Annotated in this window: 10 protein-coding genes and 1 pseudogene; 4 read left to right on the forward strand and 7 right to left on the reverse strand. The window is 68.5% G+C overall.

Going from position 1 to position 14,964, the window contains the following annotated elements; all coding sequences use genetic code 11:
- Positions 1-99: 99 nt before the first annotated feature.
- Positions 100-507: pseudogene (locus BLT25_RS30660) on the forward strand (GNAT family N-acetyltransferase); the annotation flags it as partial.
- Between the two features lie 119 nt (positions 508-626).
- Here BLT25_RS30660 and BLT25_RS07290 read toward each other — a convergent pair.
- Positions 627-1,841: a M15 family metallopeptidase gene (locus BLT25_RS07290; protein ID WP_091043738.1), complete on the reverse strand. Its 1,215-nt coding sequence runs from the start codon at positions 1,839-1,841 to the stop codon at positions 627-629.
- 60 nt (positions 1,842-1,901) lie between these two features.
- The gene (locus tag BLT25_RS07295; RefSeq protein ID WP_091043740.1) at positions 1,902-2,474 is read right to left on the reverse strand and encodes a TetR/AcrR family transcriptional regulator; all 573 of its coding nucleotides are present in this window, start codon (positions 2,472-2,474) and stop codon (positions 1,902-1,904) included.
- Between the two features lie 112 nt (positions 2,475-2,586).
- Here BLT25_RS07295 and BLT25_RS07300 point away from each other — a divergent pair, with 112 nt between their 5' ends.
- Together BLT25_RS07300 and BLT25_RS07305 are read left to right on the forward strand one after the other, a co-directional pair.
- Positions 2,587-3,150, forward strand: coding sequence for a TetR/AcrR family transcriptional regulator (locus tag BLT25_RS07300; RefSeq protein ID WP_218131258.1), 564 nt, complete (start codon positions 2,587-2,589; stop codon positions 3,148-3,150).
- A 20-nt stretch (positions 3,151-3,170) separates the two neighbouring features.
- A complete protein-coding gene (locus tag BLT25_RS07305) occupies positions 3,171-5,513 on the forward strand; it encodes an MMPL family transporter (protein ID WP_091043742.1) in 2,343 nt (780 codons plus the stop codon).
- 118 nt (positions 5,514-5,631) lie between these two features.
- On the opposite strand, the gene BLT25_RS30585 is transcribed toward BLT25_RS07305, so the two are convergent.
- Entirely contained in the window at positions 5,632-7,059 is a 1,428-nt protein-coding gene (locus tag BLT25_RS30585; protein WP_091043744.1) for a fatty acid desaturase, read from the reverse strand.
- A gap of 77 nt (positions 7,060-7,136) precedes the next feature.
- Here BLT25_RS30585 and ppgK point away from each other — a divergent pair, with 77 nt between their 5' ends.
- Complete coding sequence (gene ppgK / locus BLT25_RS07315) at positions 7,137-7,892, forward strand: polyphosphate--glucose phosphotransferase (RefSeq protein WP_091043746.1); 756 nt, start codon at positions 7,137-7,139, stop codon at positions 7,890-7,892.
- A 2,142-nt stretch (positions 7,893-10,034) separates the two neighbouring features.
- Here ppgK and BLT25_RS07320 read toward each other — a convergent pair.
- From BLT25_RS07320 to BLT25_RS07335, 4 genes are all read right to left on the reverse strand, one after another.
- The gene (locus BLT25_RS07320) at positions 10,035-10,649 is read right to left on the reverse strand and encodes a nitroreductase family protein (RefSeq protein WP_091043748.1); all 615 of its coding nucleotides are present in this window, start codon (positions 10,647-10,649) and stop codon (positions 10,035-10,037) included.
- 133 nt (positions 10,650-10,782) lie between these two features.
- A complete protein-coding gene (gene pntB / locus BLT25_RS07325) occupies positions 10,783-12,183 on the reverse strand; it encodes a Re/Si-specific NAD(P)(+) transhydrogenase subunit beta (RefSeq protein WP_176883676.1) in 1,401 nt (466 codons plus the stop codon).
- Positions 12,184-12,185: 2 nt separating this feature from the next.
- Positions 12,186-13,715, reverse strand: coding sequence for a Re/Si-specific NAD(P)(+) transhydrogenase subunit alpha (locus BLT25_RS07330; protein ID WP_091043752.1), 1,530 nt, complete (start codon positions 13,713-13,715; stop codon positions 12,186-12,188).
- Positions 13,716-13,926: 211 nt separating this feature from the next.
- Positions 13,927-14,922, reverse strand: coding sequence for a DUF2332 domain-containing protein (locus BLT25_RS07335; protein WP_091043753.1), 996 nt, complete (start codon positions 14,920-14,922; stop codon positions 13,927-13,929).
- Positions 14,923-14,964: the final 42 nt, after the last annotated feature.

Genomic DNA, 14,964 nt, shown 5'->3' on the forward strand with positions numbered 1-14,964 from the left:
CTGTGGATATCCAAGGTTTGAAGCGAGCCTGGGGACGGTGAACGGCCCGTTCTAGCGGAAACTCAGATGGCCTCAACGCGCGATCTGTAGGGTCTGGCAATGCCCGAGTTGCAGCGGCTTCATGCCGACCATGCGCCGGCGGTCCTCGCCTTCGAGCTGGCGAACCGCGCCTACTTCGCTGCCTCAATCTCCGACCGTGGTGACGACTTCTTCGACCAGTTCACCGACCGGTACAGCGCCTCGCTGACCGAGCAGGAGGCAGGCATCTGCGCCTTCTACGTGCTCGTCGGCGAGGGCAGCTCGGTACTCGGCAGGTTCAACCTGTACGACGTGGAGGACGGCACCGCCAGACTCGGCTACCGGGTCGCGGAACGGATCGCCGGCCGTGGGGTAGCTACCGCGACCGTCCAAGATCTGTGCAGGATGGCGACGGCGATGCACGACCTGCGCACACTGCGGGCGGCCACCTCGCACGACAACGCCGCGTCCCAGAAGGTGTTGGTCAAGGCCGGGTTCGTCGAACGTCGATACAGAATCGCGCATTTGCGGAGTTCTTACGCCGCTCAAGCGCCCAACCCCCGCAACTTCCATACACATGCGTGGAAGTTGCCCGGACCAGAACAGGATCAGCCTGGTTTGACGATGCGGTTCATCTCGAAGTGCATGGGGTCGGTCCACTTCCAGTTGCCGCCCCAGGTGAAACCCCAGCGCTCGAAGATGGAGACGACGGTGCGGTCCATCTCGCCGACGGTGCCGCGCTGGTTGCCGGCGGTGTTGAGGTCGACGGCGGTGCCGAAAGCGTGGTTGGAGAGCTGGGTGGTGTTGGCGATGAAGCGGGGGTAGTAGCAGCCGGCGTACTGCTTCGGGTCGATCGTCTTGGCCAGGCCGCGGTCGACGACCTCCTGCAGCGCGGCGCGCAGCTGCGGGATCATCACCTTGTTGCAGGTCACCGAGCCGAGGATCGGCACCTGGGCGGTCACGATGTGGGAGCTCACCCAGCTCGAGGCGGGGGTGATGGTGCCGTCGCCGTTGGCCCGGTAGGTGTAGTTGCCGACGGCTTGGGCGACGGTGCCGACGACGTACGCCTTCTGGGGAGCGTTGGGGTCGAGACCCGCGCGGGCGACGACGTCGAGTCGCTGGACCGAGGCGTCCGAGCCGACGACCTTCTGGATCGGCTTGACGACCCGGTTGGGGGCGATGGCGGCGGTGGAGACGATGAGCGCGTTGCCCTTCTCCATGCCCATCTCCTCGCCCCATTTGTGGTTGACGACGGCTGCGGCCAGACCCGGCGGCTGGGGAGCGTAGGCACCGACGTGGACGGAGGCCGCGTCCTTCTTGGAGCCGAGCCTGACGAACCCGTCCTTGTCGGCCGGGAGCTCGTCCTGGCGCTCGGGGTCGATCGCCACCTCACCGCCGGCGACGCGCTGCCAGACCTCGTCGGAGTCGGCGCTCTGGAACGGGGCGAAGTTGCGGTAGGTCGACGGGTCGACGGCGACCACCTTCACCAGCCGTCCCTCGACACTGACCTGGGCCATCGAGATCTGCTCGACTCCGGAGACACCGTCGAGTCCACGGATCTTCTTGACGTCGCCGGAGGACAGGGTGTCCTCGGAGAGGATCAACAGGTCGGTGGAGTGCAGCGTGCCCTCGCGCTTGCCGGGGATGTCGACGGCGTGCGACGGGTCGGCGACGGGACTCTCGTCCTTCGCGGGCCCGCTGGCGCTGGGGCTGCTGGTCGGCGAGCCCGAGCTGGGCTTCGACGGCTCGCCCGCACAGGCTGCCAGGGTCACCACGAGGACCGCGCCGATCGCCGCGGTCGCTCTCAACGAGACCTTTCGCATCCTTTACCTCCCCGCAGGAAGGTTAGGCGAGGGCTGGTGAGCACCCAACTCACGGGTAACTCAGGCAAGGACGCGCGACAACAGCCAGGCGATGTCGTCGGCGGTCTCGTCAGGCGACTTGGTGGGCTGCATGACGTGGCTGAGCACGACCCGCACGACCGTCTCGATGGCGACATCCGCCTGGTGGTCGCTCAGCCCGTGGTCGAACCTCTCGATGTGCTCGTGGATGATCTCGGTCGCGTAGCCGAGCAGCCCCTCGCTGTGGCTGGTCAGGTAGGGCAGCAGCTCGGTGTCGGCGCCGTGGGTCGCCGAGACCACCGCGTGCAGCAGCTTGTTGTCCTGGGCACGGTCGAGGACGGCGTACGTCGCCTGGCGGATCGCCGGGAGGAAGTCGTCCTCCTGGTCGAAGGCGGCGCTCACGACGGCGAGGAACTGCTCGAGCTCACGCAGGATCAGCGACTTCGCCAGCGCCGGCTTGGCGCCGATGTCGTTGTAGACCGTCTGCCGGCTGACACCGCACCGCTCGGCGATGCGCGACATGGTCACGCTCGCCCATCCCGTCTCGGTGGTCATCTCGACGGCAGCGTCGAGGATCCGCTGACGAGTGGTGGTCTCAGGTCTGCCGCTCCCCATGGGCGCCAAGTCTAGTGGCCGCGCGGGACGGCCACGTGAACCAGCCCACATTGTTTTGCACCCAATACCCCCAGGGTGCAAGAATGCACTCTATGAGTGAAAGTGCAACGTCGTGAAGCGGCTCGAGGGGACCGCCAAGGCGATCCACCGCGCCGCGCTCGAGCTCACTGAGGAGTTCGGGTACGACGGGTGGACCATGGACCATCTCGCCGACCGCGTCGGCGTCTCGCGACGTACGTTGTTCAACCACGTCCCGGGCAAGATGGACGCCGTCCTCGGACCCGACCACGACCCGGACCCAACGCTGGTCGCGACGTTCGTGGAGGGCGGGCCGACGGGCGAATTGCGCGCCGACCTCTGCGCACTGATCCGTACGCTGCTCGAGGCCGACCACATCGACGGCGAGGAGCTCCGGCTCATCCGGCACGTCTTCGTCCGCAACCCGCAGGTGCACGAGGCGGCACACGGCCGTTTCGAGAAGGCCACCCACCACTTCGCCGAGGTGCTCTCCGCGCGCGAGGGCAACAGCATGTCTCCGGAGCTCGCCGGAGTCCTCCTCAAGCTCGTGATCGTCGTCTTCGACGCCGCGCTCGACAGCTATCTCGAGAACCCGTCGGACGGCACCGTCGCCGACCACTTCACCCGGATCTTCGACGACCTCGTCGATCTCTTCTGACCTACTAGGGAGAACCCCTCATGGCCAAGCTGCTCTATCGACTCGGAAAGACCGCCTACCGGCGATGGCCGGTGTTCATCGCCGCCTGGCTGGTCGTGATCATCGGCATCGGCGCAGTGGCGACCACGATGTCCAAGCCCATGTCCACCACCTTCACCATGCCCGGCCTCGAGTCGGTCGAGGCCGCCGAGGAGCTGCCCGAGATCATGGGCACCGAAGGCGGTTCGGTGCTCGACGCCGCCTCGATCGAGGTGGTCGTAGCCGCTCCCGAGGGCGAGACCCTCACGACTCCCGAGAACCAGGCAGCCGTGAACGACCTCGTCACGAAGCTCGCCGCGCTCGACGACGTACCCGACCAGATCTCCTACATCTGGACCCCCGAGATGGCCGAGGCCGCTGCCCCGGCGACCGCGAAGGCGATGTCGGCCCAGAGCGGCCAGAAGGTGACGACGCAGCAGGCGCTGCAGATGCTGCTCGGTCAGCTCCAGGCCCAGCCGACGCTTTCCGAGGACGGCCGGATCGGGCTCATCTCGACCGAGTTCGAGGACCTCGAGGCGACCGACGTGACTCCTGAGATGCAGAAGGAGGTCACCGACGTCATCGAGGACGCCGCCGACGCCTCCGGCCTGCAGATCGAGGTGCGCGGCCAGGGAATGCAGGTCATGGAGATCGGCAGCGCCAGCTCGGAGCTGTTCGGCATCATCATCGCCTTGTTCATCCTGCTGATCACCTTCGGCTCGTTCGTGGCCGCCGGCCTCCCGATCATCACCGCCGGCGTCGGCGTCGGCATCGGCACGATGGGCATCACCGCCCTGACCGCATTCACAGACGTCTCCTCGACCACGCCGATGCTCGCCACGATGATCGGTCTGGCGGTCGGGATCGACTACGCACTGTTCATCCTCTCGCGCTACCGCAGCGAGCTCGACCACACCGACGACCGCGAGGAAGCGATCGGCATCGCGGTCGGCACCGCCGGCTCCGCGGTCGTCTTCGCCGGCCTGACCGTCGTCATCGCTCTCGCCGCGCTCAGCGTCGTCGGCATCCCGTTCCTGACCGCGATGGGCCTCGGCGCCGCCGTCACCGTCGTGGTCGCGGTCCTGGTCGCGCTCACCCTGCTGCCCGCGATCCTCGGCCTGTTCAAGTCGAAGGCCTTCGGCCTGAACGTACGCCGCTACAACCCGAAGCGTGAGGCCGACGGCCACATCCTCAACAACGGCGTACGTTGGGCCCGGTTCATCGGCAAGGCGCCGATCCTGTGGGTGCTGATCGCCGTCATCGGCCTCGGCTCGCTGGCCATCCCGTTCAAGGACCTGCACCTGGGCATGCCGGGCGACGGCACCGCTCCGGAGGACAGCTCGCGCCGCCAGGCGGTCGAGCTGGTGGAGGAGGGCTTCGGCCCGGGCCGCCTCGACCCGATGATGCTCGTGGTCGACGCCCGCGACATGTCCGGCGACACCGCCGCCAAGCAGAAGGCGTACGCCGAGGTCGCCGACTGGGCGGCCTCGCTGGACGGCGTCGCCAAGGTGGTCCCGCCCTCGGGCAACGACAACGGCGCGGTCATCCTGATCGAGCCGGAGACCGCCCCGGAGGACGAGGCGACCGAGGACCTGCTCGCCGAGCTGCGTGACGGCGAGGGCGCGATCGAGGAAGCAACCGGCACCGACCTCGCGGTCACCGGCACCTCGGCGATCATGTCGGACATCTCCGAGAAGCTCAACGACGCGCTGCTGCCCTACCTCGCGATCGTGATCGGCCTGGCGTTCATCCTGCTGATGCTCGTCTTCCGCTCGATCCTGGTGCCGCTGACCGCGACGCTCGGCTTCCTGCTCTCGGTCCTGGCCACCCTCGGAGCCACGGTCGCGATCTTCCAGGAGGGCGCCTTCGGCATCTTCGAGGGCCAGCCGATCGTCAGCTTCATCCCGATCTTCCTGATCGGGCTGGTCTTCGGGCTGGCGATGGACTATCAGGTCTTCCTGGTGACCCGGATCCGCGAGGCCCACGTCCACGGCGCCTCCTACCGCGAGGCCGTGGTCGACGGGTTCCGCAACTCGGCACGCGTCGTCACCGCCGCGGCGCTGATCATGACCGCGGTCTTCTCCGGCTTCATCCTGATGGACGACCCGATCATCAAGTCGATGGGCTTCGCGCTCTCGGCTGCGGTCATCTTCGACGCCTTCGTGGTCCGGATGCTCCTCATCCCGACCCTGATGTACCTGATGAAGGAGAAGGCCTGGTGGCTGCCGAAGTGGCTCGACCGGATCCTCCCCAACGTCGACGTCGAGGGCGAGAGCCTGGAGCGGCACTACCTCGCCGATCGCTACGCCGACGATCAGCGTGAACCGGAGCTCTCCAAGAGCTGACGACCCACCCGCTGGTCGAGGGCCACTTCGTTCAGACCCTCGCGCCAGCGAGCGTGTCGAGACCAACACAGTCCTATCGAGCGCAGAGGGGACCGTGTTGGTCTCGACACGCCTCCGCCTAGCGGCTCCGGCGGCTCGACCAACGGTTGTCGGGCACGAAGTCGACCTTCTCGCGCACGCCACAGTCCGGGCAGCACCAGTCGTCCGGCACGTCCCCCCACGATGTGCCGGCGGCGAACCCTTCGGCCTCGTTGCCCTCCTCCACTCGGTAGGTGTAGCCGCACCCGGGACAGCGGGCCGCCAGCACCTCCTGACCGATGACCTGCGCGACGGTGTCGTCGCCGGCATCGGCACGATCTGCGACCGGCGGCGGATACGCGGCCAGGATCCTGGCCCGCTTGCGCGGCAGGATGTTGGCCCGCGAGATGTCGCCGTCGAAGTGCGCCAGCACCCTGGGGTCCATCACCCGGCGCCAGAGCGGCGGCAGGATCGCGATCAGGATCATCCCGGCATAGCCCGTCGGCAGCACCGGGGACTCCTTGTAGTCGCGCAGGGTCTGGTAGCGGCGTACCGGGTTGGCGTGGTGGTCGCTGTGGCGCTGCAGGTGGTAGAGCAGCACGTTGGTGGCGATGTTGTTGGAGTTCCAGGAGTGGCTGGGGTCGACGCGCTCGTAGCGCCGGCCGACGCGTCGCCGCAGCATCCCGTAGTGCTCCATGTAGTTGATCACCTCGAGCAGCGAGAACCCGACCACGGCCTGGATCAGCAGGAACGGGACCACCACCGGCCCGAGCCAGACGATCAGCGCGCCCCAGAGCACCGCAGACATCAGCCAGGCGTTGAGGACGTCGTTGCCGATCCGGAACGGGTGCTGGTCGCGGCGGGCGTACCTCTTCTTCTCCAGCCGCCAGGCGCTCTTCAGCGAGCCCGAGACCGTGCGGGGCCAGAAGGAGTAGAAGGACTCGCCGACCTTGGCCGAGGCCGGGTCCTCGGGGGTCGCGACGCGGACGTGGTGGCCGCGGTTGTGCTCGATGTAGAAGTGACCGTAAAAGCTCTGCGCGAGCGCGACCTTGGAGAGCCAACGCTCGACGTCCTCGCGCTTGTGGCCGAGCTCGTGGGCGGTGTTGATGCCGATCCCACCGATGCAGCCGACCGAGATCGCCAGCCCGACCCGGTCGATGATGCTCAGCGTGTGGCCGTCCAGCGCGCCGTGGGCGGCGATCGCCATGCCGCCGGCGAAGACGGCGTACTGCAGGGGGAGGTAGGAGTAGACGATCCAGCGGTAGTAGCGGTCGTTCTCCAGCGCCTCGATCATGTCGTCGGGCGGGTTGGACTGGTCGAGCCCCGCGAACAGGTCGATCGCCGGGACGACGATGAGGATGATGATCGGCCCGGTCCACAGGAACGCGCCGATGTCGGTGAGATGCCAGCCTCCGATCGCGATGAAGCCGAGAACCGGGACCACCAACCCCAGCAGCCACAGATAGCGCTTCTTGTCGCGCCACCGGTCGGTCGACCCCTCGGGCACGGTGCTGTTGGCGATCTCCATCGTCGTCCCCCTTGACAAATCTTGATGATCTGTCAAGTGTCGTACGTCACGTCACCGGTTGTAAATAGGATGGGCTCATGACGACGAGCCTGCCCTTCGGCATCGACTTCGGCGGCACGGGCATCAAGGGTGCCCCGATCGATCTCGCGACCGGCGAGTTCGCCGAGGAACGCGTGCGCATCCCGACACCCGAACGCTCCACCCCCGACGCCATCGCCGAGATCTTCGTGGACCTGCTCGCCCAGTTCCCGGACTACGACGGGAAGGTCGGCGTAACCGTTCCCGGCGTCGTACGCCACGGGGTGGTCCACTCAGCCGCGAACATCGACAAGTCCTGGATCGGTGCCGACGCGGACGCGATCTTCACCGCGGCCACCGGCCGGGACGTGCACGTGGTCAACGACGCCGACGCCGCCGGCCTGGCCGAGGTCCGCTACGGCGCCGCGCGGGGTCGCCGCGGGCTGGTCATCATGACCACGCTCGGCACCGGTATCGGCTCGGCGCTCCTCTACGACGGCATGCTCGTGCCCAACACCGAGCTCGGCCACCTCGAGCTCGACGGCCACGACGCCGAGACCCGCGCCTCCAACGTCGCCCGCAAGCGCGAGGAGCTCTCCTGGAAGCACTGGGCCAAGCGGCTGCAGAGGTACTACCAGCACCTGGAGATGCTCTTCTCCCCCGACCTATTCCTGGTCGGCGGAGGGGTCTCGAAGGAGGCGGCGGAATTCCTGCCGCTGCTCGACCTGGACACCGAGATCATTCCGGCGAAGCTGCTCAACACCGCCGGGGCCGTAGGGGCCGCTCTGTACGCCGAAGAGCTCGCCACCGACTGATCCCGGCGGACCGGTCGGCGGCATCGGCGGCATCGGGGGAGCCGGGCGATCCCACGGAGCGCCCGCCTTCTTCGTCTCCTTGACCTGGGCGAGGAAGGCCTTGCGGTTCGCCCGCCGCAGCCGGCGAGCCTCGCGCCGGCCCTTCGCCCACGGGCTGCGGAGCACCCGGAACGCTGCGTACGCCGCACCGGCGAGCAGGAGGAGCGCGACCAGACCGGCGACCAGCGCCCAGTCGGCCCGGGCGCGCACCCCGGCCGCGGTGGCCGAGGCGTCCTCGAGATGGCCGTCGTCCAGGTCGGCGCGGGCGCCGGCCGCGCCCAGGTCGAGGAACAGCACCAGCTCACCGAGCTCGGTCAGCGGGTTCTGCATCCCTTCGACCTCGGCCGTCGCCTCGCCGACCTCGGTGACCACCTCGGCGGCGCGGGGAAGGGTGGTGCCGAGCTCGCGGTACTCAGCCTCGTCATTGGCGCCCTCGTAGGCGTTCTTGACCGCGGCCGGCACCGGCAGCCCGGCCTTCTCGGACGCCGCCTGGACCGTGGCGGCATCGGCGTTCGCCTCACCGATCTGCCCCACGAGACCGTCCACGTCCTCGAAGCTCCATTCGGCCATGACGCTACGGAGCCCCCGCGGCGGCAGCCACTCGCCGTTGACACGGTCGATCTCGGCGTACGCCTTGCGGGCCTCGGCCCGCGGCTCGAGCTGCTTGGCCTCGGCGCGGGTGAGCACCCAGTTCTTCAGCGGCTTCTCCGGGGAGCCGTCGGTGTCGTACTTCTGCACGATGTCGAGGAAGAAGCGCCAGTCGACCGGGCCGCTGGTGATCTGGTCATCGGCGGCGTCGTAACCGCTGCGGCCGTCGTAGACGTCGTCGACGACACGGGTCAGCTCCTCCTCGGAGAGGTCCGCGAGCATGGCCGAGACAGCTGTGTAGGCAGCCGGATAGCCGTACGCATCCTTCTCCTGGCTCCACCCGGCGGCATCCCAGGTCAGCAGAGGGAACGCGGCCTTGCCGCGACGCTTCACCTTGCCGTACTTCTGCCCCTTGGCGCCGACCTTCTTCGTCGCGTGCTGGGCGACGACCTCGGTCAGGCCTTCGCTCAGCCAGCGGCCCTCGACGATGTCGGGGTTGATCCAGGCGTGGGTCATCTCGTGGTAGAGGATCGCCGTGTCCAGGTCCTCGGAGACGACGATCTCGTCGGCGTCGGAGTCGAACCAGGCGTAGCCGACCGCTTCCGACGACCCGTCCTCACGAACCGTCTCCAGCCCGCCCGGCCACTCGTTTCCGGTCAGGTCCTCCAGCAGCGGCATGCCCTCGGTGACCCGCTTCTCGGCGAAGTCGAGCCACTCCTTGTCCTGGGGGAAGCTCTGCAGCGACAGCTTCGTGTCGCCGACCTCGATCTTCTTCTCGTCGAATGCCTTCGGGTCGCGGGCAGAGACGCCGGCGTCGACGAAGTCGCCTTCGGAGTGCCAGGTCGTCGTCTTGCCCTTGGTCCGCTTGTCGAAGTCGCCCGAGGAGGCGGTGAACGTCATCGACTTCGGGAGCACGACGTCGACGGTCACCTCCCCGTCGTCACCGAGGCCGATCACGGGGAAGACGGCGTACCCCTCGCCGATCCGGATGTGGTTCTTCTTCGCCCGGATCGGGGCACCCTTCAGCTCGTACGTCCAGGTGATGGTGCGTGACTTGCCGTAGTAGAGGTTCGGGAAGGACACCGTCACCACCTCGAGACCGGTGCCATCGATCTTCTCGGTGCTCACCGGCAGCTTCGCGCCGTTGCTGGTCGCTCGGACCTTCTTCGCCCCGGCCGGGATCGGGATCGCGTGGCCGGTCAGGAAGTAGTAGGTCGTGGCCGTGCTCGGCTGCTGGTTGGTGACCGTGACCTCGGCCTTGACCTTGACGGTGCGGGCCTTCTCGTCGAGCACGTAGCGGGTGCGCGAGGACTCGCCGACTCCGTCGTCGGGCGCCGCGACGGCTGCCGGCGCGGTCGTCACCAGCCCGGCGCCCAGCACCCCCAGCACGAACAGACCTACCGCTGCGCGCCGGAGCCGACCTGCTCCCTGACCGTTCTTCACCCAGGAACCTTAGACCGATGCCCCGCCGGGTACGTCCTTTTTATGGCCTTCTGGGATGCACTGCCCGGGCATTCACGCCCAGGGCGTGCCCCACTTGTCGGCGAAAGCCGTCTCCTCGAGCGGCCTCCGGACACGTTCGCGCTCCTCCCGCTCGGCATCGTGCGGATCGACCTGAGCAGGGTCTCCATGGAGGCCGACCGCGATCCCGGTCATCACCTTCCACCAGTCCGGTACGCCGAAGGCGGCTGCCACGGCATCGTGGTCGAACCCGGCGAACTGGTGGGAGGAGAGGCCGAGCGAGGCGGCCTGGACGGTCAGGTGCGCCGCCGCCTGGCCGAGGTCGTAGTGGGAGTAGTCCGACCACTTCGGGCCGTTGCCGTCCGGGCCCACGCCGACCTGGGCGATCGCGACGAACACGGCCGAGGCGCGCGGGACCCAACCGGAGTTGCCGCGCGAGAGGTGGGACACGAAGGTCTCGTGGCCTGCCGATCCCCGGGGCAGGACCAGGAACGACCACGGCTGGCTGTTGCCCGCGCTCGGCGCCCACCGGGCCGCCTCGAGGAGCAGCCTGATCTCGGCGTCGGCGAGTTCGTGCGCCGGGTCGAAGACGCTCACCGACCAGCGGTCACGCAGGTGCTCGGTCAGGTCCTCGGCGCCGGGCTGGGGCGCGCGCTTCGCGGCAGTCATACGCCTATTCTGCAATGTCTACCGACTTGGACGACAAACTGTCTCAAAGGTTCCAGAGCACGAGCGAGCGAGCCGGAAATGACGGGGGGCCGGCGACGTACAGGATCCTGTACGCCACCAGCCCGCCGATCGGTCAGGCAGGAACCCGGGCGAGGGCGTTGACGATCTCGTCGACCTTGGTCTTGGCGTCACCGAAGAGCATCTGCGTGTTCTCCCGGAAGAAGAGCGGGTTCTGCACACCGGCGTATCCCGCAGCCATCGACCGCTTGAAGACGACCACGTTCTTGGACTCCCAGACCCGCAGGACGGGCATGCCCGCGATGGGCGAGGTGGGGTCCTCGGCGGCGGCCGGGTTCACGGTGTCGTTGGCGCCGATGACCAGGACGACGTCGGTCTCGGCCAGGTCGTCGTTGATCTCGTCCATCTCCAGGACGATGTCGTAGGGCACCTTGGCCTCGGCCAGCAGCACGTTCATGTGGCCCGGGAGGCGGCCGGCGACGGGGTGGATGCCGAAACGTACGTCCACGCCCTTGTCCCGCAGGATGCGGGTGAGCTCCGCGACCGGGTACTGCGCCTGGGCGACGGCCATGCCGTAGCCCGGGGTGATCACGACGGAGGAGGCGCCGGCGAGGAGCTCGGCGGTGTCCTCGGCGTTGATCTCGCGGTGCTCGCCGTAGTCGACGTCACCGGACGGCCCGGCCTCGATGCCGAACCCGCCGGCGATGACCGAGATGAACGAGCGGTTCATCGCCTTGCACATGATGTAGGAGAGGTACGCACCCGAGGAGCCGACCAGGGCGCCGGTGACGATCAGCAGGTCGTTGCCCAGGAGGAAGCCCGAGGCGGCCGCGGCCCATCCGGAGTAGCTGTTGAGCATCGAGACCACGACCGGCATGTCACCGCCACCGATGGAGGCGACCAGGTGCCAGCCGAGCGCCAGCGCCACGACGGTGACCGCGATCAGCAGCGGGAGCGTCGGGTTGATGACGTAGACGACCGTCAGGATCACGAAGACGACCAGGGCGCCGATGTTGATGACGTTCTTGCCCGGCAGCATCAGCGGCGCCGACTTCATCCGCGCGGAGAGCTTGAGGAAGGCGACGATCGAGCCGGTGAAGGTGACCGCACCGATGAAGACGCCGATGAAGACCTCGGCCGAGTGGATGGCTCCGCCGTGGACGTGGCCGGCCGCGGCCTCGAGGTGGCCGTTCCAGCCGATCAGGACGGCGGCCAGACCGACGAAGGAGTGCAGCAGCGCGATCAGCTCGGGCATGCCGGTCATCTCCACGACCTTGGCACGCCACAGGCCGATGACCGCACCGACGGCGACGGCGACGACCAGGACGATCACCGCGGTGGTGGTGCCGCCGTCGACGACCTGGATGACGGTCGCGACCAGCGCCAGCGTCATGCCCGCGACGCCGTAGAGCCAGCCCTGTGAGGCGGTCTCGTGCTTGGACAGTCCCGCCAGCGACAGGATGAAGAGGAGGGCGGCGACGAGGTAGGCCGCACCGGCGATCGAGAAGATATCCATGATCAGGCCTTCCGGAACATCGAGAGCATGCGGCGGGTCACGGCGAAGCCACCGAAGATGTTGATGCTCGCCAGCAGCGTGGCGATGCCCGCGAGCACGAGCACCACGTTGTCAGCGACGGTGAGCTGCAGCAGGGCGCCCACGACGACGATGCCGGAGATCGCGTTCGTCACCGACATCAGCGGGGTGTGCAGCGCGTGGTGCACATGGCCGATCACGTAGAACCCGATCACCACCGACAGGGTCAGCACCGTGAAGTGCCGGGTGATCTCGGCCGGGGCGACCGCGTTGAGCAGGAAGAGGGCGAGCGCACCGGTGCCGACCAGGGCGAGCTTGGCGCCGGCTGAGAGCGGCTTCTGAGTCTCCTTGACCGCGACCTCGGCGGGCGCGGCGACGGCCGGAGCCGCGGAGACCTGCACCGGCGGGGGCGGCCAGAGCACGCCACCGTCGTGCACGACGGTCAGGCCGCGCTGGACCTGGTCCTCGAGATCGAGGGCGAGTACGCCGTCCTTCTCGGGCGTCACCAGCTTCATCAGGTTCACCAGGTTGGTGCCGTAGAGCTGGCTGGACTGCGCGGGGAGGCGCGCGGGCAGGTCGGTGTAGCCGATGATCGTGACGCCGTTGGGCGTGATGACGACCTCGTCCTTGACGGTGCCCTCCACGTTGCCGCCCATCGCGGCCGCCATGTCGACGATCACCGAGCCGGACTTCATGGAGGCCACGTCCGCGGCGGTGATCAGCTTCGGCGCCGGACGGCCCGGGATCAGCGCGGTCGTCACGATGATGTCGACGTCCTCGGCCTGCTCGGAGTAGATCTCCGCGGCGCGCTGGTCGTAGGCCTCCGAGGTCGCCTTCGCGTAACCGTCGGTCGACTTCTCGACCTCGACCTCCACCTTCAGGTATTCACCGCCGAGCGACTTGACCTGGTCGGCGACCTCCGGACGAGGGTCGGTCGCCCGCACGATCGCGCCCAGCGAGCTCGCCGCGCCGATCGCGGCCAGCCCGGCCACACCGGCACCGGCCACCAGCACCTTCGCCGGCGGCACCTTGCCCGCCGCGGTCACCTGGCCGGTGAAGAAACGGCCGAAGTGGTGGGCCGCCTCGACCACGGCGCGGTAGCCCGCGATGTTGGCCTGGCTGGAGAGGATGTCCATGGACTGGGCGCGCGAGATGCGCGGCACCGCGTCCATCGCGAAGGCGTCGACCTTGCGGGCGGCCAGCGCGTCGAGGAGCTCGGCGCTCTGTGCCGGCGCCAGCGGGGCGACCAGGGTGGCGCCGCTCTTCAGCAGCTCGACCTCGCCGACGGAGGGCGCGTTGACCCGGAAGACCAGGTCGGCACCCCACGCGTCGGCGTCGGTGCCGATACGGCCGCCTGCCTCGGCGTACGCCTCGTCCTTGAAGCTGGACGCCTCGCCGGCTCCACCCTCGATGACGACGTCATAGCCCAGACCGGTCAGTTGTTTGACGGTCGCGGGGGTGGCCGCCACCCGGGTCTCCCCGGGCTTCGTCTCTCGGGTCACTCCGATGAGCATCCTCGACTCCTTGGTCTAGCAGCGCAGTGTCTTCAGTCTCCAGCATGGTGGGATCCCGGTCAGCCGATCAGCGCGTGACCGATTCATGACCGGCACCGGTCCGGAACCCCACCGTGCTGGTTACCGGCCGGTAACGGTAGGGCAGATCAGCAGGTGGACACCAGGGTTGGCCGGTTGTATCGGTCCAATACCTGTGGTCTTCCTCACGGTCTCACGGTGAGACCCACTCGAGCGCCGAGCCGTGGCCCTGGAACCAGGCGACAGCGCGTCCGTCGACGGCCAGGCAGAAGCGATGACCGGGGTGAGGGACGGTGGGCGCGGACGCGGTGGCGGCGAGCGAAGGGATCACGGTCGGGCCCTCGAGGCTGATCCAGTGGCACGTACCGGCCGCCACCAACGTACGCATCCGGGTCTCCAGGCGGCGGCGGTCGCTGTCCTCGAGGTAGGCGACCGCCGCACTGTGGTGGACCACCGGCGTCCCACCGGAGGCGGCGGCGATCTCGAGCGCATCGTCGAGGCGGTCGAGCATGTCGCCGGCAAGGAGCTGCGGCGGCTCGGCCCTGGCCACCTCGATCGCCGCGGAGAGTCGGTCGCGCCGCTCGTCCTGGCCCGGCCAGATCAGGGCGAGGAGCCAGGCCATGTCGTCCTCGTCGGCGACGTCGAGGGGGTTGAGGTCGATCCCGACGCGGGTGGCGATGCGGGGCGGTCCCGCGGGGATCGGGACGGGTCCGACCGAAGGGATCCGGAGCGTCGGTCCTCCCGACCCACGGAGCTCGCCCGCGCCCGTCCAGACGTAGTCGTAGCGATCCGGGTAGAGGCACAGGCCCGCGCTGGCGCCGAGCTCGACGAGCGCGAGGGGCTCCTCGCCGAGCATCGCCAGCGCCGGGGTCAGGGCGGTCATCCGGGCGACCTCGTTGGTCTGGGTACGCCGCTCGAGGATCGTTTCGCGCACCGCCGGCCACTCGGGTCCGAGCAGCAGCGCCCGCAGGTCCGCGTACGGACCCGGCTCCAGACCGTGCCATCGGGCCGCCGCGAAGACGAGGTTGGCCTGCTGCTTCAGGGTGGGCAGCTCGCCCAGCACGCGGAGGGCCTCCGGGTCGTCGGCGACGCCTTCCGCCCAGGCCTGGAAGCACGGCGAGGTCGACATCTCGACGGCGTGGAGCCGATAGCTCTCTCGGATGTCGGTGAGGTCGTTGAGTGGCAGCATGGCGTCTCCTCCGGATCGGGTCGAGAGCCCACCGTGCCCCGC

It is taken from the genome of Nocardioides sp. YR527 (genome assembly GCF_900101045.1).
Lineage (GTDB): Bacteria > Actinomycetota > Actinomycetes > Propionibacteriales > Nocardioidaceae > Nocardioides.

Bases quoted from the DNA above. Each gene is read 5' to 3' on its own strand.
- BLT25_RS07320 (WP_091043748.1), bottom strand. From the start codon at position 10,649: ATGACTGCCGCGAAGCGCGCGCCCCAGCCCGGCGCCGAGGACCTGACC.
- BLT25_RS07295 (WP_091043740.1), bottom strand. From the start codon at position 2,474: ATGGGGAGCGGCAGACCTGAGACCACCACTCGTCAGCGGATCCTCGAC.
- BLT25_RS07330 (WP_091043752.1), bottom strand. From the start codon at position 13,715: ATGCTCATCGGAGTGACCCGAGAGACGAAGCCCGGGGAGACCCGGGTG.
- pntB (WP_176883676.1), bottom strand. From the start codon at position 12,183: ATGGATATCTTCTCGATCGCCGGTGCGGCCTACCTCGTCGCCGCCCTC.
- ppgK (WP_091043746.1), top strand. From the start codon at position 7,137: ATGACGACGAGCCTGCCCTTCGGCATCGACTTCGGCGGCACGGGCATC.
- BLT25_RS30585 (WP_091043744.1), bottom strand. From the start codon at position 7,059: ATGGAGATCGCCAACAGCACCGTGCCCGAGGGGTCGACCGACCGGTGG.
- BLT25_RS07290 (WP_091043738.1), bottom strand. From the start codon at position 1,841: ATGCGAAAGGTCTCGTTGAGAGCGACCGCGGCGATCGGCGCGGTCCTC.
- BLT25_RS07335 (WP_091043753.1), bottom strand. From the start codon at position 14,922: ATGCTGCCACTCAACGACCTCACCGACATCCGAGAGAGCTATCGGCTC.
- BLT25_RS07305 (WP_091043742.1), top strand. From the start codon at position 3,171: ATGGCCAAGCTGCTCTATCGACTCGGAAAGACCGCCTACCGGCGATGG.